At 31.9% G+C, this 22,841-nt stretch carries 28 protein-coding genes and 1 riboswitch; of the genes, 16 read left to right on the plus strand and 12 right to left on the minus strand.

Annotated elements, in window-relative coordinates:
* Positions 1-94: 94 nt before the first annotated feature.
* The 4 genes from M4L39_RS06530 to tsaT all read right to left on the minus strand — a co-directional run bounded on the left by M4L39_RS06530 (position 95) and on the right by tsaT (position 2,688).
* Complete coding sequence (locus tag M4L39_RS06530; RefSeq protein ID WP_277581307.1) at positions 95-1,057, minus strand: arsenic resistance protein; 963 nt, start codon at positions 1,055-1,057, stop codon at positions 95-97.
* Positions 1,058-1,443: 386 nt separating this feature from the next.
* Complete coding sequence (locus M4L39_RS06535) at positions 1,444-1,578, minus strand: hypothetical protein (RefSeq protein ID WP_277581308.1); 135 nt, start codon at positions 1,576-1,578, stop codon at positions 1,444-1,446.
* Between the two features lie 145 nt (positions 1,579-1,723).
* Entirely contained in the window at positions 1,724-1,972 is a 249-nt protein-coding gene (locus M4L39_RS06540; RefSeq protein ID WP_277581309.1) for a hypothetical protein, read from the minus strand.
* Between the two features lie 533 nt (positions 1,973-2,505).
* The gene (gene tsaT, locus M4L39_RS06545) at positions 2,506-2,688 is read right to left on the minus strand and encodes a type II toxin-antitoxin system toxin TsaT (RefSeq protein WP_277581310.1); all 183 of its coding nucleotides are present in this window, start codon (positions 2,686-2,688) and stop codon (positions 2,506-2,508) included.
* Positions 2,689-2,983: 295 nt separating this feature from the next.
* Between tsaT and M4L39_RS06550 the strand changes: the two genes are divergently transcribed.
* The 3 genes from M4L39_RS06550 to M4L39_RS06560 all read left to right on the plus strand — a co-directional run bounded on the left by M4L39_RS06550 (position 2,984) and on the right by M4L39_RS06560 (position 4,391).
* Positions 2,984-3,478, plus strand: a complete 495-nt coding sequence (locus tag M4L39_RS06550) for a hypothetical protein (protein WP_277581311.1) — start codon at positions 2,984-2,986, stop codon at positions 3,476-3,478.
* A 68-nt stretch (positions 3,479-3,546) separates the two neighbouring features.
* On the plus strand, positions 3,547-3,753 hold the full coding sequence (locus tag M4L39_RS06555; protein WP_002508202.1) for a TM2 domain-containing protein: 207 nt from the start codon (positions 3,547-3,549) through the stop codon (positions 3,751-3,753).
* A 422-nt stretch (positions 3,754-4,175) separates the two neighbouring features.
* A complete protein-coding gene (locus M4L39_RS06560; RefSeq protein WP_277581312.1) occupies positions 4,176-4,391 on the plus strand; it encodes a sterile alpha motif-like domain-containing protein in 216 nt (71 codons plus the stop codon).
* 14 nt (positions 4,392-4,405) lie between these two features.
* Here the strand turns inward: M4L39_RS06560 and M4L39_RS06565 are convergent, their stop codons facing one another.
* From M4L39_RS06565 to M4L39_RS06585, 5 genes are all read right to left on the minus strand, one after another.
* A complete protein-coding gene (locus M4L39_RS06565; protein ID WP_277581313.1) occupies positions 4,406-4,642 on the minus strand; it encodes a hypothetical protein in 237 nt (78 codons plus the stop codon).
* 641 nt (positions 4,643-5,283) lie between these two features.
* Positions 5,284-6,579, minus strand: coding sequence for a CitMHS family transporter (locus tag M4L39_RS06570; RefSeq protein ID WP_277581314.1), 1,296 nt, complete (start codon positions 6,577-6,579; stop codon positions 5,284-5,286).
* A 184-nt stretch (positions 6,580-6,763) separates the two neighbouring features.
* Positions 6,764-7,030: a hypothetical protein gene (locus tag M4L39_RS06575; protein ID WP_277581315.1), complete on the minus strand. Its 267-nt coding sequence runs from the start codon at positions 7,028-7,030 to the stop codon at positions 6,764-6,766.
* A gap of 223 nt (positions 7,031-7,253) precedes the next feature.
* A complete protein-coding gene (locus M4L39_RS06580; protein WP_277581316.1) occupies positions 7,254-7,790 on the minus strand; it encodes a GNAT family N-acetyltransferase in 537 nt (178 codons plus the stop codon).
* A 490-nt stretch (positions 7,791-8,280) separates the two neighbouring features.
* Positions 8,281-8,706: an organic hydroperoxide resistance protein gene (locus M4L39_RS06585; protein ID WP_277581317.1), complete on the minus strand. Its 426-nt coding sequence runs from the start codon at positions 8,704-8,706 to the stop codon at positions 8,281-8,283.
* A gap of 178 nt (positions 8,707-8,884) precedes the next feature.
* Here M4L39_RS06585 and aroD point away from each other — a divergent pair, with 178 nt between their 5' ends.
* Positions 8,885-9,604: a type I 3-dehydroquinate dehydratase gene (aroD, locus tag M4L39_RS06590; protein WP_277581318.1), complete on the plus strand. Its 720-nt coding sequence runs from the start codon at positions 8,885-8,887 to the stop codon at positions 9,602-9,604.
* Positions 9,605-9,670: 66 nt separating this feature from the next.
* Positions 9,671-10,210 carry a nitroreductase family protein gene (locus M4L39_RS06595; RefSeq protein WP_277581319.1) on the plus strand — a complete coding sequence of 180 codons (540 nt, stop codon included), beginning with the start codon at positions 9,671-9,673 and terminating at the stop codon, positions 10,208-10,210.
* Positions 10,211-10,359: 149 nt separating this feature from the next.
* On the opposite strand, the gene M4L39_RS06600 is transcribed toward M4L39_RS06595, so the two are convergent.
* On the minus strand, positions 10,360-10,680 hold the full coding sequence (locus tag M4L39_RS06600; protein WP_277581320.1) for a thioredoxin family protein: 321 nt from the start codon (positions 10,678-10,680) through the stop codon (positions 10,360-10,362).
* 143 nt (positions 10,681-10,823) lie between these two features.
* Here M4L39_RS06600 and M4L39_RS06605 point away from each other — a divergent pair, with 143 nt between their 5' ends.
* The 7 genes from M4L39_RS06605 to M4L39_RS06635 all read left to right on the plus strand — a co-directional run bounded on the left by M4L39_RS06605 (position 10,824) and on the right by M4L39_RS06635 (position 15,517).
* On the plus strand, positions 10,824-11,177 hold the full coding sequence (locus M4L39_RS06605; protein WP_277581321.1) for an arsenate reductase family protein: 354 nt from the start codon (positions 10,824-10,826) through the stop codon (positions 11,175-11,177).
* Positions 11,178-11,344: 167 nt separating this feature from the next.
* A complete protein-coding gene (gcvH, locus tag M4L39_RS06610; protein WP_069833005.1) occupies positions 11,345-11,725 on the plus strand; it encodes a glycine cleavage system protein GcvH in 381 nt (126 codons plus the stop codon).
* 302 nt (positions 11,726-12,027) lie between these two features.
* Positions 12,028-12,420 (plus strand): toprim domain-containing protein, encoded by a 393-nt coding sequence (locus M4L39_RS06615; RefSeq protein WP_277581322.1) that lies wholly within the window; start codon positions 12,028-12,030, stop codon positions 12,418-12,420.
* Entirely contained in the window at positions 12,417-12,716 is a 300-nt protein-coding gene (locus M4L39_RS06620) for a thioredoxin family protein (protein WP_277581323.1), read from the plus strand. Before M4L39_RS06615 ends, M4L39_RS06620 begins: the two co-directional genes overlap by 4 nt.
* Before the next feature lie 55 nt (positions 12,717-12,771).
* Positions 12,772-12,879: riboswitch (SAM riboswitch) on the plus strand.
* A gap of 85 nt (positions 12,880-12,964) precedes the next feature.
* Complete coding sequence (locus M4L39_RS06625) at positions 12,965-13,990, plus strand: methionine ABC transporter ATP-binding protein (RefSeq protein WP_277581324.1); 1,026 nt, start codon at positions 12,965-12,967, stop codon at positions 13,988-13,990.
* Positions 13,983-14,678 (plus strand): methionine ABC transporter permease, encoded by a 696-nt coding sequence (locus M4L39_RS06630; protein ID WP_277581325.1) that lies wholly within the window; start codon positions 13,983-13,985, stop codon positions 14,676-14,678. Before M4L39_RS06625 ends, M4L39_RS06630 begins: the two co-directional genes overlap by 8 nt.
* A gap of 26 nt (positions 14,679-14,704) precedes the next feature.
* The gene (locus M4L39_RS06635) at positions 14,705-15,517 is read left to right on the plus strand and encodes a MetQ/NlpA family ABC transporter substrate-binding protein (RefSeq protein ID WP_277581326.1); all 813 of its coding nucleotides are present in this window, start codon (positions 14,705-14,707) and stop codon (positions 15,515-15,517) included.
* A 779-nt stretch (positions 15,518-16,296) separates the two neighbouring features.
* Here M4L39_RS06635 and M4L39_RS06640 read toward each other — a convergent pair.
* Both M4L39_RS06640 and M4L39_RS06645 read right to left on the minus strand, forming a co-directional pair.
* Positions 16,297-17,325 carry a hemolysin family protein gene (locus tag M4L39_RS06640; protein ID WP_277581327.1) on the minus strand — a complete coding sequence of 343 codons (1,029 nt, stop codon included), beginning with the start codon at positions 17,323-17,325 and terminating at the stop codon, positions 16,297-16,299.
* Positions 17,326-17,538: 213 nt separating this feature from the next.
* Positions 17,539-18,384, minus strand: coding sequence for a DUF368 domain-containing protein (locus tag M4L39_RS06645; protein ID WP_277581328.1), 846 nt, complete (start codon positions 18,382-18,384; stop codon positions 17,539-17,541).
* Between the two features lie 365 nt (positions 18,385-18,749).
* Here M4L39_RS06645 and sufC point away from each other — a divergent pair, with 365 nt between their 5' ends.
* From sufC to sufU, 4 genes are all read left to right on the plus strand, one after another.
* On the plus strand, positions 18,750-19,508 hold the full coding sequence (gene sufC / locus M4L39_RS06650) for a Fe-S cluster assembly ATPase SufC (RefSeq protein ID WP_002512209.1): 759 nt from the start codon (positions 18,750-18,752) through the stop codon (positions 19,506-19,508).
* Between the two features lie 105 nt (positions 19,509-19,613).
* Complete coding sequence (gene sufD / locus M4L39_RS06655; protein WP_277581329.1) at positions 19,614-20,921, plus strand: Fe-S cluster assembly protein SufD; 1,308 nt, start codon at positions 19,614-19,616, stop codon at positions 20,919-20,921.
* A gap of 157 nt (positions 20,922-21,078) precedes the next feature.
* Positions 21,079-22,317, plus strand: a complete 1,239-nt coding sequence (locus M4L39_RS06660) for a cysteine desulfurase (RefSeq protein WP_431197631.1) — start codon at positions 21,079-21,081, stop codon at positions 22,315-22,317.
* Positions 22,307-22,756 carry a Fe-S cluster assembly sulfur transfer protein SufU gene (gene sufU, locus M4L39_RS06665; RefSeq protein ID WP_277581331.1) on the plus strand — a complete coding sequence of 150 codons (450 nt, stop codon included), beginning with the start codon at positions 22,307-22,309 and terminating at the stop codon, positions 22,754-22,756. Before M4L39_RS06660 ends, sufU begins: the two co-directional genes overlap by 11 nt.
* Positions 22,757-22,841: the final 85 nt, after the last annotated feature.

Genomic DNA, 22,841 nt, shown 5'->3' on the forward strand with positions numbered 1-22,841 from the left:
CAATTTGTGATTATTGTTATGAATCATACCGACAAATGAAGTGTTCAATACTTAAATGTCGAATTAAGAGATATAAACATTCATTTTCAGTTGTTTATTGTATAAGCTTAGGAATAACTTTAATGTAAACAAGTTCACCAACGAGTTCGGTTAATGTTTGAGTAATAATGACTGTTGTGGTAATCGTTACCCAATGATCTGGTAAGGAAAGGGCGAGGGGTAACACAACCAATGCGTTTCTTGTACTAGAACTGAAGGCTAATGTTCTTAAATTCGGAATATCTAAACGGAATAACTTCCCACAGATTAAGCCTATTATAGGTGCAATAATCATAAAACAGATATAAATAGGAACAACACTTAATACGATATTTAAATCATTTGTAATCTTGTTTATTTGTGAACCTACGACTGAAAAAAGCACGAGTGACATGAAGAGTTCCGGTAACCATGTAGTAAGGTTTAAGATACGTGTCATAGAGCTAGATTTTTTACTGAGCAATTGTAATAATAATGCGAGCATTAAAGGGACAATGATAAATGTGGAAAACGCATTAATAAAGGGCCCTACATCAATGATTGATAATATTTTATTATTTAAAAAAATAGTGAAATAAAGAGGCAGTAAAATAATTTGTAATACAAATAATATAGGTGTAGAAATAAGCATATACTGCGCATTTCCCTTACCTAATGCGGTGAAGACAATAACGTAATCAATACACGGTGTTAACAGTACGAGATACAAACCAATTAATATTGGAGCAGAACTAACATCAAATAATTGTATTAAAGCATAAACAAAGATAGGTATGATAATAAAGTTAGATAAAACTAATGCAATTATATATTTCGTGTTAAAAAGATGTTGGCGAATGTTAAAAAAAGGAATTTGTGAAAACATACTAAACATTAAAATACCGATAAAAATTGAAATTACAGACTCCAGAAAAACAGGAAATGTTTGTAAGTTTATACCAGCTAACATTCCTAGTATAAGTGCTGCAAAATATATATATATTTGATAGTGTTCAATTAGAGTTTTAAAGTGTTGCATAAGGACCTCGCTTTTAGATAATAAACACATATTAATTATAACTTAATATATTACTCTATGAAATTTAATATATACATTTGACGATATAATAAGTTTTTGATTGTATTGGATACTTTTGTTTTGATATAATAACCAAGGCATGTCTTAGGACATGTTAGAATTTAACGGAGATGGGTTTTCTGCGTGTCCTTTGGCATGTGAAGATTCATAACTCCCGTTATAGTCAAAAAGCCTCTTTAATTAGGGGCTTTTTTAATTGTCAGCAAAGGCTTATGGTTTTGTTGTATTTTTTGCTCATTTTTAACTTTTAAACTTCAAACAGTAGAAAGAGACAACACAAAACGCTATTATTATTTAAAATTAAGGAATTTAATGTTAATTTACATTTAAGATTTTTGTTTATCTTGTATGCTTACCTTATTTTCGACTTTTTCGTCAGTTGAGTTATCTACACTTAATAATAACGCTCGAACTATAAGTACGCCAGTTGCAAGCAAAAGTAAATTTTTGAATAATTTCATAATTATCACTCACCCGTCTTTATTAAAACGTCTTAAATATCGCAACACTTTTTTAATACATAATTGACTTATTTATATAATACCCCTTATACAATATTGTAACTAAAATTTTACACAATTTGATTTCAATGCCGTAGTCTAAAACTTAAACGTCGATGATTTTTAGTTGTGATTGTGTTTCATTGATTTCTATTTTTAGAGTTTTGCTATTATTTTCTACAGTAGTGCTAATCACTTCATCATTTTGTATAGAAAAATGAACTTGGCTTAAGATACCCATTGCATAGTCATTGATTGGACTGACTAATGAAATAGAATTAGCATCTTCCTGGATTACAAATTGTTTCTGACTTTGGTTAATAAGCTCCCATTGAGGTAAGTATGTTAAGTTCAAAATCAACCCTCCTAGTTTTTTGTTTTTAAAAAGTTATTATTTAAACTACATTATAAACTATAATGCTAAAATTGGTATTAAACACAACTGAAAGTAAACACGGCTCATTTAGTTAAAATGTTTATTACAGGGAATAAGAATATTGAAGAAATTGTTTAATAGAGGTGATGTTATGAATATTCTTATAGCAATAATATTGAGTCTTGTATTCGCATTTTTAGGAACAATGCCATTTTTATTTATAAATACGAGGTTGCACGAAAATGTAAATCATTCATCTGAAGAGGTTCGTCATGAGAAAAGGAGAGCGTATAAACGCTTTATATACTTTTTTATTTTAGGAATTGCTATGTTGACAATTTATCATTTTCTTACTGATTAATCATGATTAAATCGAGTTATATCGAAAATTCAATTTTGTAATTGTACATGCAAATTACGATTACAATTTTATGAGAAATCAAAAAAGTCCTGATCATGACATAAAATAATCTACAAGAGATTATTAGCGTTGTGATTAGGACTTAATTTGTTTAACCGAATATAATCGAGCATAAAATGCCGACGACACCTAAAAGGATCAACATAAATGTTGCTCCAAGTAATGATTCTTTAGCTTGTTGAGACTTTTTGTTTTTGTAAGTGATGAGTAATGCGATACCACAAACTAGAAAAAATAATGATAGCCAGAATATAATGATGAAATGTAGACTCAAAGCACTAGACCTCCTTTAATATAAAAGTTAAATTGCCAATGATTTAAGACTTAATATAATTGCTTTTAGTAATTTTAAATGTAGTAAATTTAATTTTTTATTATAACAATATCAGTTTATCACTAAATACTTAACAGCAATAGTGTAAATATTTATATACAATATATTGAGTCGCAATTAAATGGTTTGACAACGTTCAATTAATTAAAAGTTTTAAAATTTAAAATTAGGAAAGATAATACTATGTAATTTAAACAAATATTTTTCTGGAAGAGGTGATTATATATTGGGAAATATGAATGTGAGTTTAGAAGAAACTAAAGCAGCAGTTAATAATTTAAAGTCCAAGAATTTCTCTGATAATAAACAACTATATGATGAAACTGAAGCCAAAATTATAAAACAAAAAGACTATATACGAAATAAGCTAATGCCTGATAACAAACAAGAAGATGAACGTATCAAAGAAATAGCGAGTAAACTTAGTTCGCATATACGGGTAGCCTTTGATGATTTTGACAACATGGATGAGGTTACCAATTATTTAACGCCGGCTTTTCAACGAGGCAAAGTTGATAAAGCATATGGACGTGCGTTATTACTTATGGAAGAAAATACAATGATTGAACAAGTGAAAGTACACTTTGATGATTCTAAAACCAATGCTAAATTAATGGATTATATTTTGACTGAATTAATAGAATTAAGTACTGAAATTATGCCAAATGAATATAGCGAAATTTTGACAATTGAGAGGTCGTATTTCGAACTATTATATAGCGATAATTAATATTATTTAATTAATTAAGTAGTTTGATGTATAATGGAAGTAAATTAAATAAGCGAGGAGATTTAGCTATGAATGAAGTAAATAAAGTGATTTACATTGTATTAGCAGTGTTTCTAGGTAGCTTTGGTATTCATAAATTCTACGCTAGAAAAACGGGCGTAGGGATTTTATACCTAGTATTTTGTTGGACTGGTATTCCTCAAATATTAGCAATTATTGGTGCTATCCTTACATTATTGAAACCAGCTGATCAGAACGGTAATGTTTTAGTATAAGCAATGTGAATAAAAATAGTTCTAGGCTTTAAATTCTAGAGCTATTAAATGGCTGTTAGAATTCTACGGAAATCTAACGGCCATTTTTTTGTTTGAAAATATATGAGTCAATGGAAGCATGAGGGTATTAACTTAACTTTACGATATATCATAAAGTAGCTGTATTTATTGTTGAGATTAAAAAACTGTCTACAAAACGTACAATTTTGTAGACAGTTTATAATGTTTACTTTAAATTAAAAAAACTTTATAAAGTTTACATTTACGAATTAAATATAGCTATAACAACAAACCTTTTTTAATTTTTTAAATAATGAAAAGAATCGTGGTAGACAAATATATAATATTTGATATGATTAGACAAAAGTACGGTATGGTAAATCATGTAACGATTAAAAATATATAAAATCGAGGTAATGCTTATGACATTTTATGATTTTGTAATTAGTTTTATAGAAGACGATACACCACTTGGACAACTCGCTCATAAAATTAAAAGGGATAATAACTTCCCTAAAGACGCAACTGGCTATAATGAATTAAATTCGTATTTTTATAGTAATTATATAGATCATGATATATTAGCATCTGCTAAACGGGCGCTTAGTTTATATCTTAATAATATAAACATAGCTTGAATATAATTAGCAACCTATGTTTCGTAATACCAGTTTTGTTTCTTTAATGCATCTTTAATATCCTTTGTTTTAAAATTAATTTCATTATTTCTAATAGAGAATGGTTCAATTATACTTTGAGCCATCCATGAATTGATAAGCTCTCTAGGTAATCCATCTAATTCCATATCAGTCTTACTGACGACAAAGCATTCCCAATCAAGTGAAACTTTCGAAGGATTGATATAATTACACTCTTTGAGCTGATTCATAAATAACACTCCTTAATATTGTAAATCCGACATTAAGTTTTACCCATGTATGATATGTATGAAACGATAATTGCGAAATAAATGAAATTTAATCATATTTTGTAGCCATATAATTTAAAAGTTAATAAATACGCAGTTCAAATAAATAACGCTTGATAACGTGTAACTCAATGAGTTATGCGTTTTCTTTTTATATACCCACTTTTTAGCGGGTTTTAATCAAAAAAGTATAAATATTACTAAATATAAAAACCTTGATACACTCAAAAGTAGTGTTTCAAGTCAGAGTATATACACAGTATACGACTTTTTGTTTTGGGCAGTTTTTTGTGTACGCTTCCGTGTTCACGGCCTCAACCTGTAGTCTTCGGCTTGTGCTTTCTCCATAGGAGTCCGCCCAAATCACTGCCATTTTTAAACAAAAAATACTATAATAAATTATTCATTGATTGAACTTATGCAAAGGTATGCATAAATACAAATGAATATAACTGAATTAATGAACAAAGATTGCCTCAATAAAAAAACAAACCAAATGCTTTTATAGCAAATGATTTGTCTACATTCTATACTGAAAACACTCAAAAGCAGTGTTTCCAGTTTTAATTTTAAACGTTGTTAAAAACGCTAAAAAATTAGTTTTACCAAGGTATAATACCGAGAATACAAGCAACTAGAATCATAAATAAACTTGATCCTATTGCCCATTTGATAACGATACGTTGGTTTTGTCCATATTCAATATCTAGCATACCAACCAGTAAGTAACCGGCAGCATACAGTGGACTTAATACGTGAAGCGGTTGTCCTAATACTGAGGCTCTGGCCATATCTACTTTAGATATACCAAATTGTTGTGCTGATTCAGCAAGAATTGGTAATACGCCATAATAGAATGGATCATTAGCCATAAAGTAAGTGAATGGCCCACTAAGTAGGGCAGTAATTAAAGCAAAATGATTACCTAAAGCATCAGGAATAATTTGCACTAATGTATTTGCCATTTCATCAACCATGTGTGTCCCATCCATAACCCCAGTAAAGATACCAGATGCAAAAACAAGGCTGATTACTGATAGCACGTCGCCAGCATGTTTTTTTACTACTGAATTTTGAATACTTAGGTTTGGATAATTGAGTACAACTGCAACACCGAACCACAGCATAAACATAACTGGAATAGGTAACAGACCAATAACAAGGCAAACAATTAATGAAATTGTTAAAATTGCGTTTGGTATGAGCATTTTAGGCCTTTTTAATAACGACTCTTCTTTCGTGTCTGTAGGTCTTACATCATCTAAATCAATATGTGTATTAGAAGTAATGTATTTTTTTGCACGTTTACCTAATATGTAAGCCACGGCAAAAGCAAAAACGATACCTGCAATCATTGCAGGTATAATAGGTATGAAAACTTCCTCAGTGGTAACCTGTAAAGATGAAATTGCTCGTGCTGTCGGGCCACCCCAAGGTAACATGTTCATAACGCCAATCGATAATAGTGCTAAGGTTGAAAGTGTATATAAGCTCATGCCAATTTTTTTATACAGTGGCATCATTGCAGTTACAGTTATAATGAATGTAGTAGTACCATCGCCATCTAATGCGACCATTGAAGCTAAAACAACAGTACCCATTGCAATTTTTACTGGATCCCCTTTAACAACTTTAATAATTCGATTGATAACAGGTTCGAATAACCCGGCATCGATCATAACGCCAAAATATAAAATGGCGAACGTGAGCATAATACCTGTTGGTGCAACTGTTTCAATTCCTTTTAGCATGTATTCGCCAAGACCAGAGTAGAAACCACCAATCAAAGCAAAAACAGTTGGTACAACAATCAATGCTGTTAATGCTGACATTTTACGAGACATAATTAATATCAAGAAAACGATAATCATAATGAAACCTAATAAAGCTAAATTCATATGTTTGAATCCCCCCCTATCTGTCCAATTATAGCGCTTTCATTTGATTTGTAAAATGAAAAATAGAAACTTATATAAAAGTTTTCAGAAAAGTTAATTTTAAAATAAAAGTACACTTATTGATAAATTTGAATTTAACAATAAATGCACTTGATAGAGAATAGATGAAGTTATGTATAAGAAGTTAACCTAAAAATCCCATTATATATGTTTTCCACATTGGATAACTCATTAAAATGAAGGCGAATATGGATACGAACATAGCAAAGATATTAGCTATACGATCACCACGTAAACAAGCATATAAGTTAAACAATAAAACGCCTAAAATGAATAAAGCACCTGCTAATATCGCCATGTCGCCTTCTATTATTTTGTTAACAGCTAGTAAAGGTGTAGCTAAAGTAATTAATGATAAGAACAAAGATAGTAATGTAGTGGCATATTTCAAATTGCTCAGTCCTTTCTATAATTGGAAAGTTGGTCTTATAATGTGCATATGTTGATTGTAAGTATAACTTAATAAAATAATATTTCTAAATGATTTTGATTGCAAGCCATTGTAAGGAGAACTTTTTAAAAATTAACTTTAACTTGATGATATTGCTACACAAAGCGTGCTATTGTGATTATGAAATAAATATAACATTATTTTATAAACAGGCATCAACAATTTAATTAAATAATTCTAGATCATTACCTTTAAAGTAATAGATCAACCAATGCTCATCGACATAATAGTTATCATATTTTCTAGCGTGTTCTTCTAAAAATAGTGTGTCAAAGTTAAGATTGCTGAAAAATACTTTTCCACTAATATTATTTGAAATGAGTGAAGTTAATAAGATTTCTATTTCTTTGTCATGGCATATTTGGAAAATGTGACGCATTAATAATTTAGAAATGAGGTCTTTTGAATTATCATCAGTACCTTGGACGCACATATTTTCCATTATTGCTTTATGTGATAAACTATATTTTTGTTTGTGAATTAAAGTAGCTACACCGACTAATTCATCTTGTTCAAAGGCACCAAGCACTACATAATCAGATGTTTGTGAAGAAAGTAAGTTTTGTATATTTAATTCAACTAAGCATTTTTCATTTTGCAATTTCCATGCAAATACTTCAAGTTCTTTGTAGATGCCCTTTAATAAAAAAGCGCGATAAATAGATGAATCTTCACTTGTTAAGTAACGTATATCTGTCATTGAATGCCTCCTAAACTTTGCAAAGTATATAACCAATAATTAATCAATATTCTGACATTTTGCTTATAATACTATAGTAAAAGCAATGATTGGGCAACTTTTCTCTTTATTTATTTCAAAAATTTAATTATGTTAAAATTTTTATAGTTAATAGATACATATCAATAAAGTTCTTTTTATATTCTATTTTATTTTTAATTAGTCTAAATGTTTTTGATGTATTATGATATAATGTAGCGGTATATATTAAAGTGGAGGCAAAATTTTTGGAAGCATTAATAGTAATTATTGTTTCTCTGACAGCGCTTATCCTGATTTCTTTTGCAATATTAATTGTTTATTTTCTCACTCAATTTAGTGATGATGACAATTAAATACCTAGACAGAGAAGCTTAAAGACATCAAGAAATAATAGGGTAGAAAACATCAAAACGCAAAATAACCCCCAAGCTCGAAATAGAGCCTGGGGGTTATTTTTTTATATTAAATACTAGTCAACAACTTCAACGCTTAAATCAACGTCAATATTGCCACGTGTAGCTTTTGAATATGGACAAAATTCGTGCGCGTCTTGTAAATATTTTTCAGCGTCTTCTTGAGATAATACGCTTTTAACTTTAGCATCAATTGAAACGCTTAATTTAGGACTTTCAGCATCTGGATCATCTTCTAAACGTACAGTTAGAGTTACTTCTGGTTCAGCGTCTCTCACTTTGTTTTGTTTTAAGATTAAATCGAATGCACCGTTAAAGCATGAAGCATAACCTGCTGCGAATAATTGCTCAGGGTTTGTACCTTTTTCAGCGTCAGCTTGTGCTGGTGGAATAACCGCTACATCAATTGCTTTATCATCTGTTTGAACGTGTCCATTACGGCCACCTGTATTTGTTGCTTTAGTTTCATAATTTACTGCCATTTTATTACCTCCTTAATGACTTACTATTACTGTATACCCGAAGAATAATTTTTAAATCATATAAAGTGCACACTTTGATTAATAATGACATTTTATAAGTTAATGTATATTGATTGTTTTATTTTTGAAAATTGTTATACAATTATTTTAATCATATTAAATAAAGGAAGTAATAAAAATGACTGAAGTTGATATCGCTGTTACGATAGCGCCAGAAAAAGAACTTTCACAATCTACTATAGATGACTTAATCAAATTTCAAGATTCAATAGAAATCATTGAATGTAGAATAGATCAGTGGGTGGATTTTGATGTGACTCATGTGTCTAAAGTAGTAAACAATATCTATAATTTAAATTTAGGGAAAAAGATACTCATCACTTATCGTACTTCTTCGCAAGGCGGGGAAGGCACGTTATCATATGAAGCATATTGGAATGCGTTAGCTGAAATAATAAATTTAAAACATATTGATTTAGTTGATATTGAATTTGAACCAGGTAAATCAACACAACCTTTGATAGATTTAATTGAGCAATCTAAAAACAAACAAATCCAAGTGCTATTGTCTTATCATGACTTTAATAAAACACCTGCATTAGAAGCTTTAAAACATCTTTACTTTAAAATGCACCAACTTAGTCCAGATTATTTAAAAGTTGCAGTAATGCCTCTTGATAAACAAGATGTGCTTAATTTATTAAGTGCGATGTCAGCAACGTCAGATTCAGTTCCTCAGCAAGTGGTTGGCATTGCAATGTCAAAATTAGGTGTTATTTCAAGAACTGCACAAGGATTGTTTGGCGGCACTGTATCATATGGTTGCCTTGATAGTCCCAAAGCACCAGGTCAAATTCATGTTGAAACGCTGAAACAACAATTGAAGTTATATGAGTAATTTGATAATAATCTCGACCTATCTTATAATTGAAAATAATTATCAATAGTGAAAGGGCGATATTATATGGAACTGCAAGATGCTATAGCACAACGTCGTAGTATTAAAGTATTCAAAAGAGATATGAATATAGACGATACGGCTTTATATCAAGCTATTCGACAAGCTACTGATGCACCTAATCACGGGATGAGAGAGCCATGGAGAGTTGTTCATATTACTAAAGATAGATTAGGGGATATGAGTCAACAGCTTACAGAAATCGCGTTTCCTAATCTGAAGAAAAAGCAAGAAGACCATTATAATGTGGCAACAAATCTTGGAGGCATGCTAGCCTTAATCTTAAAAGAAGATCCAAGACAAAAACAAAATTTAGAGAATTATATGGCATTCGGAGCTTTTACTCAAAATTTAATGCTTCTTCTACATGAAGTTGGCATTGGCACCTGTTGGAAAACGCCAGCATATATTTTCCAACCTGAAATGCGTGCGTTATTTGGTGTGAAAGATGACGAGAGCTTAGTTGGATTTTTATATTTAACTGATTTAGAAGATGAAGTACCGCATAGAGAACGTCATATAAATAATATAATTGATAAATTTTAACTGTCATATAATAATTGCAGTAAAGTGGGTAAGCAGTCATTTAAACGACTGTTGATATAAAAGGCCGCATCGAATTTAAAAATTCAATGCGGCCTTTTATTTATATTTGAAATGTATGTTTCAGAGTTTCATCTGAAACACTTTATGATTTATTTAAATGTTTCTGCTAAAAATGATTCAACTTGTTCTGGAGATTTTGCATTTGCTGAATGTAAATGAGCTAGTTTTTCTCCATTTTTGAAAACTAACAAGCTTGGGATACCCATCACATCATTGTCAGACGCTACGTCTTCTAATTCATCACGATTTACAGTGAACCATTGGTAATTATTATATTTTTCAGTGATTGGATCAATCCACATGTCCATCGCTTTACAATCTGGACACCACCCTGCTTCGAATTTAACAATAACAGGATTATCACTTTGTATTGTTTCTTTGAAATAGTCTGTAGAATTTATTGGTTGCATAGTATAACTCCTTTGTTTTAGATATTATTGAACCCATTATAACTGACATTTAGTCATTATTAAAAAAATCAGCTTGATATTAAGAGCGTTTTAAGTAGAAATTTGATATATTAGTGTTAACTAGACATAGGAGGTACAGCATAATGATAAAATTTTACCAGTATCCTAATTGTACAACTTGTAAGAAGGCAGCTAAGTTCTTACAAGAGTATGGTGTTAGTTTTGAACCTATTGATATCGTTCAACATACGCCTACTAAAAAAGAGTTTAAAAATATTATTGAAGCGACAGAAATTGATGTTAACAAACTCTTTAACACACATGGCGCAAAATATCGTGAGCTTGGGTTGCAAGATAAGTTGAAAGATCTAACGAATGATGAAAAGTTAGATTTATTGGCTTCAAATGGTATGTTAGTGAAAAGACCATTAGCCATTTCAGGAAATAAAGTTACAGTTGGATTTAAAGAAGACCAATATAAGGAAACTTGGTTATAAAATAAAATTTTAATCCATATTTAAATAAGTGGTTACAACAGCGTTGTGGAAACGCTTCATCTATTGCTATGAAAACATCTGATTAGATTATGTTATCAAGAAATAGTTGCTTGAAAGCTTTTCATATGGCATCATTAATATGTAAAATCATTTAGGAGGGGATTCTTGTGGCAGTACCGAGTGAATTTAAATATTCTAAAGAACATGAATGGGTTAAAATTGAAGGCAATACAGTAACAATTGGTATAACTGAATATGCTCAAGGTGAATTAGGAGATATCGTATTCGTTGAATTACCAGAAGTCGACGATGACATTAACGAAGGTGAAACTTTTGGTAGTGTTGAATCGGTAAAAACAGTTTCAGAACTTTACGCGCCTGTTACTGGAAAAGTTGTCGAGTCTAATGAAGAATTAGAGGACAGCCCAGAATTCGTAAATGAATCACCATACGATAAAGCGTGGATGGTAAAAGTTGAATTAAGCGATCAAAGTCAATTAGATGAATTATTATCAGCTGAGCAATACTCAGAAATGATTGGTGAATAAAAAATAAAGTATGAACTCCATGATATTGATTATCTTGGAGTTTTTTTAATAAGAACGATCTATTTTATATGGTTATTTATAATAAACCATATATAAAGTGAGATATAGCAGAGAGTAGCGTAATAAAGGGAAAGTACAATTATTATATAAGAAAATGAACATTTGTTGGATGTCTTTAAATGACAAAAATCATTTTCAATAATAAGATAAGATTAGGAATATGTAAATTATGTTTATAGTCGCTAAGTATTGTGAAGAACTAAGTAGATTGAACAACTATCAACATTTAGAGGGTGGATGTCATGACGATACTAAACCAAGTGATCATTGTCGAAGGCAAATCAGACAAGAAACGGGTAAAGCAAGTTATTGATCAGCCAATTGATATCATATGTACGAACGGTACTATGGGCATTGATAAAATCGATGAAATGGTTGAATCTTTATATGATAAACAAGTATATATTCTTGTTGATTCAGATAAAGAAGGTGAAAAGATACGTAAATGGTTCAAACGATATCTCAGTGAGAGTAAACATATACGCATAGATAGACAATATTGTGAGGTTGCTAGATGCCCTAAACCATATTTATCCAGAGTACTACGAAAACATGGTTTTTCTGTAAAAGATGCAGAAAAAGTAGCTAAAGCAAAATTAGATTATATAGCTGAAAGGGTAAGTTTATTAACATGACTGTAACAAGTGAATACCGTGCAGATGTGCACGAACATGAAGAAAAAGAAAAGTATTTAATATTTGGTTATACACCAACGTGTGGAACTTGCAAAGTTTCAGAACGAATGTTAGATATAGCGAATGAAATTTTGAAATTACCAATTACAAAAATAGATTTGAATTTTCATCCTGATTTTAGCCAAGCGCAAGAAATACAATCTGTACCTGTACTCATGCTTATGTCTAAAGGAAAAGAACAGAAAAGAATTTACGCATTTCAATCTGTTCCTTATTTATTAGAAAATTTAAAATAGTTATTGACGAAACATGAGTGCGATGATAGGATTAAAAATAATTAAATAAATGATACTCTTATCAAGAGTGGTGGAGGGATGTGCCCTTTGAAGCCCGGCAACCGTCTGTATCAGAAATGGTGCCAATTCACATGAAGTTACTATTAACTTTGGGAGATGAGAGAAGCGCTTAATGCTTTCTCTTTTCTTCACTGAATAAAAGAGAAAGCATTTTTTAATTGATAGTGTAATACAAGGAGGCAAGTGTGATGATTGAATTAAATCAAATAGTCAAAAGGTACAAAACTAAAAAACACGACGTACTAGCTGTAGATCATGTTGATTTAAGTATTCAATCAGGCTCAATCTTTGGAGTAGTTGGTTTTTCAGGAGCTGGGAAAAGTACATTAGTAAGACTCTTGAACAACCTCGAGCAACCTACTTCAGGTGACGTAATTATTGATGGAGATAAGATTGGTGATTTATCTAAATCAGATTTAAGAAAAAAACGTCAAAAAGTGAGCATGATTTTTCAACATTTTAATTTACTGTGGTCACGAAATGTATTAAATAATATTACATTTCCGCTAGAAATCGCTGGTGTTTCGCGTCGTGAAGCGAAGCAACGTGCGTTAGAATTAGTGGAATTGGTAGGACTAAAAGGAAGAGAAAATGCATATCCATCGGAATTATCTGGCGGTCAAAAGCAACGTGTCGGAATCGCGCGAGCATTAGCAAATGAGCCAACGGTATTACTTTGCGATGAAGCAACAAGTGCATTAGATCCTCAAACGACAGATGAAATTCTAGAATTATTATTAAAGATTAAAGAAGAAAGAAATTTAACAATCGTAATCATTACACACGAAATGCATGTCATTCGACGTATCTGTGATGAAGTTGCTGTTATGGAAAGTGGCCGTGTAATCGAACAAGGCAAGGTTACAACTGTCTTTGAAAACCCACAACACGCAGTAACAAAACGCTTTGTTAAAGATGATTTAGACGATGATTTTGATGAATCTATCACAGATTTAATATCATTAAATGAAAATGATTATGTAGTTCGGTTGAATTTTACAGGAAGTAATACTACGGAACCGTTAGTATCATACATAACTAAGACACATAACATTGATGTGAATATATTGGAAGCTAATATTAAACATACGAAAGATGGCTCTATCGGTTTTTTAGTAGTGCATTTGTCAACAGTGAATTCTGAAAAATTCGAAAAGTTCAAAAATGATTTAGAAGCGCAACACGTTTCAGTGGAGGTGTTAAAGCATGGGTAATTCGTTTGGTGACATACTCCGTGAGATGGTTACTATGCCAAATATCAGTTGGGATGAAGTTTGGTTAGCAACATATGAAACAATTTACATGACAGTAGTAGCAACGATATTTGCTTTTGTTTTAGGCCTAATTTTAGGTGTTTTACTCTTTTTATCCGCTAAAAGCAAATCACCAGTTGCAAGAGTTTTTTATAGCGTAGTTTCATTTATCGTAAACTTATTCAGAGCAATTCCTTTTATTATCCTAATACTCTTGTTGATTCCATTTACAAGTTTAATATTAGGAACAATCAGTGGACCAACTGGGGCGTTGCCTGCATTGATCATTAGTGCTGCACCATTCTACGCAAGATTAGTAGAAATAGCATTTAAAGAAATCGACAAAGGCGTAATCGAAGCGGCTTGGTCAATGGGCGCAAATACATGGACTGTAGTGAAAAAAGTCCTTTTACCAGAAGCGATGCCTGCTTTAATATCTGGTATTACAGTTACTGCAATTGCTTTGGTTGGATCAACAGCTGTTGCGGGTGTAATTGGTGCAGGTGGTTTAGGTAACTTAGCATATTTAACTGGCTTCACACGAAATCAAAATGACGTCATATTTGTATCAACAGTTTTAATACTGATTATTGTATTTATCATTCAATTTATTGGTGACTGGTCTACAAATAAAATAGATAAACGATAAATTTTTAAAAAAGGGGACTTTATTATATGAAAAAAATATTAAGTTTAGTTTCTGTAGTAGCTTTGGCGCTTTTATTAGCAGCATGTGGCGGCGGAGATGAAAAAGATAAAACAATTACAGTCGGAGCTTCACCAGCACCACACGCAGAAATATTAGAAAAAGCAGAACCATTGTTAGAAGATAAAGGCTATAAATTAAAAATCAAAACGATTAACGATTATACAACACCGAATAAATTATTAGATAAAGGTGAAATTGATGCGAACTTCTTCCAACATACACCATATTTAGAAACAGAGAAGAAAGATAAAGGCTATAAAGTTGAATCAGCAGGGAACGTTCACTTGGAGCCAATGGCAGTTTATTCTAAAAAACATAAAAGTTTAAAAGATTTACCAAAAGGCGCAACAGTATATGTATCAAACAACCCAGCTGAAGAAGGACGTTTCTTAAAGTTCTTCGTAGATGAAGGACTTATTAAATTAAAAGATGGCGTTAAAACAGAAGACGCTACGTTTGATGATATTGTAGAAAACAAAAAAGATATCAAATTTAATAATAAACAATCTGCAGAGTATTTACCAAAAATTTATCAAAACGAAGATGCTGATGCTGTAATTATTAATTCAAACTTTGCAATTGATCAAGATTTAAGCCCTAAAGATGATTCAATTGTTCTAGAAAAAGCTAAAGACAATCCTTATGCGAATTTAATTGGTGTAAGAGATGGTCATAAAGATGACGAGAAAATCAAAGCGCTAGTTGACGTACTGCAATCTAAAGAAATTAAAGACTATATCAACAAAGAATATGATGGTGCGGTCGTACCAGCAGAATAATAACTAACTTCATAAAGAATCCTTTAACCACAACGGTTTTAGGGTTCTTTTTATTTTTTTAAACGGTAAAAAAGGTAGCGTGTGAAAATGGTGTGCTTTGCGTCGACTACTATGGGCATAGTACAAGCTGAATACTACAGACTGAGGCTGTGTTCACGGAAAACGTTAACAAAAACTGCCAACAAAGTTGAAGGTTTTGACGACAATCTGCAGCACACCCGAATAAGGGTGTATTATTCAAGTTTATTTTGATACATGTGATGCACACTTAACTCATATATTTGAAATAGAAGTTTTAGATGAGTAAAATAAAACAATGGAAATGAATTGATGAATAAAAATTAGTTTAATTTCCAATGGGAGAACTAACAAATTAAAAGTAAGCTTACTGGATAATGGAAGGTTTATGTATTGATTATATATAGAATCACTGAAATACCACTTTCGCTGTTGATATTTCATTTAATAGGTCGGAGGTTATGGAATGCTTTTATATCATTAAATGATTTAAAAGTAATGAGACATATACTTCCGGGTTATTTTGTTCTAACACCTTTATCTTGATTCATATGAGAAGATTTCCTTGTTCAGTATGTGACTAATCTAATGCGTGTGAATAATTCAGTACTAAAGACTTTCATCGTGTCTGGGCAAGCGACTCTAAAATATAGAAAAGTTTAAATTGTACTTAAAGAAATACTGCAAAAATACCGACAAAGTTTTTAACTTTGCCGGTATTTTGTTTAAGTTTGAAATGCTGTTTTAATTAAAGGTCATACTTAGACTATATCATGCTCATCTTTAATGTCGCCTACTATATTTTCTAAAATATTCTCCATTGTAATCATACCAATAGGATTACGGTTTTCATCTTCGACAAGTGCGATGTGGATTTGATGTGTTTTCATCAACTCTAGAACATGATGATATTTAGTATTAAGACTTATTTTTAGAATATCGTTTGTAATCTCTTCAAGTGTCGTTAAATCATCATTTAAAAAGTCCTTAGCATGTATATAGCCAACAATTTGAGTTGGGTTATCTCTAAACACAGGGAATCTTGTGTAATTCGCATTGCTTATATAAGATTTTGTTTCATCTACATTACTTTTAATATCGATAACTGAAACTTTGTCCAGAGCAATATAACCATCTTTAATCGTCATTTCATCAAAAGCAAATGCACGATTGATATGTGTCAATTCATTTTCAGAGATTTCTCCGCCTTCATGACTTTCTTTAATCAATAGTTTTAATTCTTCTTCGGAATGATAGAGTTCACTTTCTTTAGCAGGTTGCATTCCAAACATCTTTAAAATTAATCGCGCTGAACCATTAAGTATATATATAAATGGATAAAATAATTTGTAAAACATGATCATTGGTTTGGCTATGATTAATGTGATTTGTTCGGCTTTTTGAATCGCAACTGTCTTAGGTGCCATTTCGCCAACAACGACGTGTAAATATGTTGCAATTACAAAAGCACTAATTAAAGTGAAGACGTGTATCATCGAATCTGATAAACCTAAACTACTGAAAAGCGGGTGTAACATAAACTCAAAAGTCGATTCACCGACCATACCAATGCCGAGAGCGGTAATTGTAATGCCTAATTGACAAGCGGCTAGGTATTCATCTAAGTGTGTTACTACCTTTTGTGCTGAAAGTGCATTTTTATTATTACCTGTTGCAAGCGAGTGGATTCTCGATGTCCGAACTTTGACTATTGCGAACTCTGAAGCAACAAAGAATGCAGTAAGTATTAATAAAATGATAAACGTGATTAAACTAATAAGGGTTCCCAAATATTAATTAATTCCTCCAATTTTTTCTGTTTCAACCTAAAAAATGATTGAGATTATATTATATAAAAAATGAAGTTACATATCTACTGTAAAGATTTACACTTTTTGAAATTAGGAATTTATTTTTTTTCTATTTCGAGAAATGTGTGAAGAAAAGCATTTTTAAACACCATCGAGCAATATCGATGGCGTTTAAAATTTATATATTTGATTTTAATCTTTTGTAGTGTTCCCTAATTTATAACTAATAATAAAACCACAAACCAACGTTATGATTGAAATGATCCATATTAAGATAGAATGGGGGATGCCAGGAAATACGGCGTATAGTGAACCTACTACGAAACCAATAATTAATGCATAGGTTAAGTAAGTATGGTAAGTCAGTAAGTATTGGATGATTTTACTGGAAAATAAGAAACCGGCAATAACGCCTAAACCAACGGAAATTAATACAGGAATTGCGTTAAAGTTTAGCGAAATAAATTCTGAAATAGCATACATCACTGTACCGTATACTCCAAACACCAATAACATAAATGATCCTGATATACCTGGAAGCAGCATAGCACTAGAGGCACATGCACCAGCAATAAAATATTTAATAAAAAGGCCAGTTGAGAGTTCTAGTGTTTCGCCTGCATGCTTGTCGCCGTTATTTAGTAAAGTAATGACAACAATTATGATGATACCCAATGCAACAAGGGAATAGTGTGTAACATTAAAAGTTTGTTTAAAGCGAGAAGTTTTTAATAAATATGGAATTATACCTACGATTAAGCCAACAAAAAAGAACATCGTGGGTATGGTGTGTTCATTAAGTAAGTAATTAATAACTTTACTTAATAAGCCTATAGCTAGCACCATTCCTAAACCAATTGGTATTAAAAATTTTAAACTTTCCCAAAAACGTTTAGAAAAAAGACCGCTAATAGAACGAATGAAGTCATCATAAATACCAAGTAAGAGGGCTATTGTACCTCCGCTCACCCCTGGAACTAAATCAGTTGTTCCCATAGCAAAGCCTTTCCCAATATTTGACCATTTTATTTTTGACATGTCAGTCTCCTTTTGATTGAAAATATATAAATGATAATAGCATAAAAGCGAGCATGAGAATATTAAAAGCAAAATCGAAAAAAATATTGTTTATCACATATATCTGTACTATAAGTCTTATTTTAAGAGATAATAGGCATTGAGAACAATGCTGACATTATTATCAGTTACTAAACCTAAAAAATCCCTATCGAAAATGATTGTGTTTTAATAACGATTTTAATTTAGCTCCTGAAAAGGTTTATATTCAAATATAACTACGTTATAATTAAAAGATGTAACAAAGGCTCAGTCTTTTGACTGCAGATTAAAATTATTATAAACTAGATAGGAAAAACATATCATATAATACGGAGGGAATATGTATGCCATCAACATTAGAAATTAAGGACCTACATGTGTCTATTGAAGATAAAGAAATTCTTAAAGGTGTTAACTTAACAATTAACACAGACGAAATACACGTTGTTATGGGACCAAATGGTACTGGTAAATCAACATTATCATCAGCAATCATGGGACACCCTAACTACGAAGTAACTAAAGGTGAAGTTTTATTAGACGGCGTTAACATATTAGAACTAGAAGTTGACGAACGTGCAAAAGCAGGCCTTTTCTTAGCTATGCAATACCCATCAGAAATCACTGGTGTAACAACTGCAGATTTTCTACGTTCAGCAATTAATGTTAAACGTGGAGAAGGTAATGAAATTAATTTGATGCAATTCATCAAAAAATTAGATAAAGAAATGGATCGCTTAGATATCGATCAAGATATGGCGCAACGTTATTTAAACGAAGGGTTCTCTGGCGGCGAGAAAAAACGTAATGAAATTCTTCAACTAATGATGTTAGAACCAAAATTCGCAATTTTAGACGAAATTGACTCTGGTTTAGATATTGATGCTCTGAAAGTAGTATCCAAAGGTATCAACTTAATGCGTGGCGAAGAATTTGGTGCATTAATTATCACTCACTACCAACGTCTATTAAACTACATTACTCCAGACCATGTACATGTTATGTATGCAGGCAAAGTGGTTACTTCAGGCGGACCTGAATTAGCAAAACGTTTAGAAGAAGAAGGCTATGAATGGGTTAAAGAAGAGTTCAACGCTCAATAATAAGTCTCAACTCATATGAAAACATTAATTTAGATGAAGATTTAAGGTTTTGATTTATACCAATGAATTAAATCATACAATCATCAAATGGGAGGAAAAAATAGTATGACGACTGAAACTTTGAACATTTCTGAAGCTCAACTTGTTGAATATTCACAAGCCCATAATGAACCTTCTTGGTTAACTGAATTACGTAGAGAAGCGTTGAAATTAACTGAAACTTTAGAAATGCCAAAACCAGATAAAACAAAAATTAATAAATGGGATTTTGATTCATTTAAACAACATGAAACAGTAGGTAATGTTTATGAATCAATAGAAGAACTACCAGCAGAAGTAAAAGAAATTATTGATGTAGAAAATACAGAGAACTTAGTAATACAACACAATAATACACTTGCTTTTACAAAGGTTTCTGATTCCGCAAAAAACGATGGCGTAATCATTGAAGGATTATCAGATGCGTTGAAGAATCATCCTGATTTAGTAAAAAAATATTTTATGAATGACACAGTAACTGTTGATGAACATAGATTAACAGCATTACACACAGCACTTGTTAACGGTGGTATGTTTGTATATGTACCTAAAAACGTAGTGGTGGAACATCCAATTCAATACGTTGTTTTACATGACGATACTGATGCAAGTTTTTACAATCATGTAATTATTACTACTGAAGAAAGTGCAGAAGTAACGTATGTTGAAAACTACTTATCAAATGCAAGCGGCGAAGGTAACCAACTTAACATCGTTTCAGAAGTAAGTGCTGGTGCAAACTCGAAAATCACTTATGGTTCAGTAGATTATTTAGACAAAGGCTTTATAGGTCACATTATTCGTCGCGGCATGACAGAAGCAGACGCAACAATTAACTGGTCATTAGGACTAATGAATGAAGGTAGTCAAATTATTGATAATACTACTAATTTAATTGGTGACCGTTCAGAAAGTGAATTAAAATCTGTTGTCATTGGTACGGGTAGTCAAAAAATCAATTTAACTTCTAAAATCGTTCAATACGGTAAAGAAACAAATGGATATATTTTAAAACACGGCGTTATGTTAGAAAGTGCTTCAACAATATTTAATGGTATTGGTTACATTAAACATGGCGGCACTAAATCAAATGCTCAACAAGAATCACGTGTGCTAATGCTTTCTGAAAACGCACGTGGGGATGCTAACCCAATTCTATTAATCGATGAGGACGATGTAGAAGCAGGACATGCAGCATCAGTAGGTCGTGTAGATCCAGAACAACTTTACTACCTGATGAGTCGTGGTATTTCACGTCGAGAAGCTGAACGTTTGGTTATTCATGGTTTCTTAGATCCAGTTGTACGTGAACTACCGATTGAAGATGTAAAACGCAAATTACGTGAAGTAATAGAACTTAAAATTAATAAATAATTAACGATATTAATTACGTTAAAGACAATAGTAATTCAAGTGTTAGGAAAGCGAATGATTCTTGTTAAGTGTGTTTTAAACTTGAATTAAAAGTAAACTCCCTAACTTTACTAAGGTCTGATTATAGATTTTTAATTAAGAAAGGTCTGTGGATAATTTGACCGAATCATTAAATGTTAGTGAAATTGTAAAAGATTTTCCAATTCTCAAGCAGCAAGTACATGGGAATAGATTAGCTTATCTAGACTCTACAGCAACAAGTCAAACGCCTATCCAAGTGATTGATGCGATTGATGATTACTATAAACGATACAACTCTAATGTACATCGTGGTGTACACACACTCGGTTCATTAGCAACAGATGGTTATGAAAATGCACGTGAAACGGTAAGACGTTTTATAAATGCGAAATACTTTGAAGAAATTATCTTCACACGTGGAACGACAGCAGCGATTAATATTGTTGCACATAGCTATGGTGATGCCAATGTTACTGAAGGCGATGAAATCGTTGTTACTGAAATGGAACATCATGCCAATATCGTACCTTGGCAGCAATTAGCGAAGCGTAAAAAGGCAGAATTAAAATTTATTCCAATGACTCAAGATGGAGAATTAGCGATTGAGGATGTCAAAGCGACTATTAATGAAAAAACAAAAATAGTTGCTATTGCTCACGTTTCTAACGTATTGGGTACTATAAACGATATCAAAGCTATTACCGAAATTGCGCATGAACATGGTGCAATTATCAGTGTGGATGGCGCACAAGCTGCCCCTCATATGGATATAGATATGCAAGACTTAGGTGTCGATTTTTATAGTTTTAGTGGTCATAAAATGCTTGGTCCAACGGGTATTGGCGTTTTATATGGTAAACGCACATTACTAAACAACATGGAGCCAATTGAATTTGGTGGAGATATGATAGATTTTGTTGATAAACATGAAGCTTCGTGGGCAGATTTACCAACAAAATTTGAAGCAGGCACGCCACTTATTGCACAAGCGATTGGCTTCGCAGAGGCAATAAAATATTTGCAAAATTTAGGATTCGAAGCAATTCATCAACATGAATCGAGGTTAACACAGTACGCTTATGACAAAATGTCAGAGATAGAAGGTATTGAGATATATGGTCCGGCAAAAGATCGTCGTGCTGGTATCATTACTTTCAATATGACTGATGTTCATGCGCATGACGTTGCAACTGCAGTTGATACTGAAGGTGTAGCTGTTCGAGCTGGACATCACTGTGCTCAACCACTAATGAAATGGTTAAAACAATCTTCTACAGCCCGTGCAAGTTTTTATATTTATAACACGAAAGAAGATATTGACCAATTAGTTGAAGCGTTGAAACAAACGAAGGAGTTTTTCTCATATGAATTTTAATAATTTAAATCAGTTGTATCGTTCAGTAATTATGGATCATTACAAAAGTCCTAGAAACAAAGGTACTTTAGATAATGAATCTATGACAGTAGACATGAACAATCCAACGTGTGGGGATCGTATTCATCTTACGTTTGATATAGAAGATGGTTTTATCAAAGATGCTAAATTTGATGGAGAAGGCTGTTCAATTTCAATGTCTAGTGCCTCAATGATGACCGAAGCGGTTAAAGGCAATTCTTTAGCTGATGCCATGAAAATGAGTCAAGAATTTTCAAAAATGATGCTTGGCGAAGATTATGAAATCAGCGAAGAAATGGGAGATATCGAAGCACTGCAAGGTGTTTCGCAATTCCCTGCAAGAATTAAATGTGCCACGTTAGCTTGGAAAGCCTTAGAAAAGGGTACAGTTGAAAAGGAAGGCAATGAAGAAGACTAATTCGAGTCGAAGCATTGACATTGTGTAAAATCCCATTCAAACTAGTATGAACAACATGAAATTTCATGAACGTATATAGATGAAA

This window comes from Staphylococcus equorum, from assembly GCF_029531845.1.
Taxonomy (GTDB): domain Bacteria; phylum Bacillota; class Bacilli; order Staphylococcales; family Staphylococcaceae; genus Staphylococcus; species Staphylococcus equorum_C.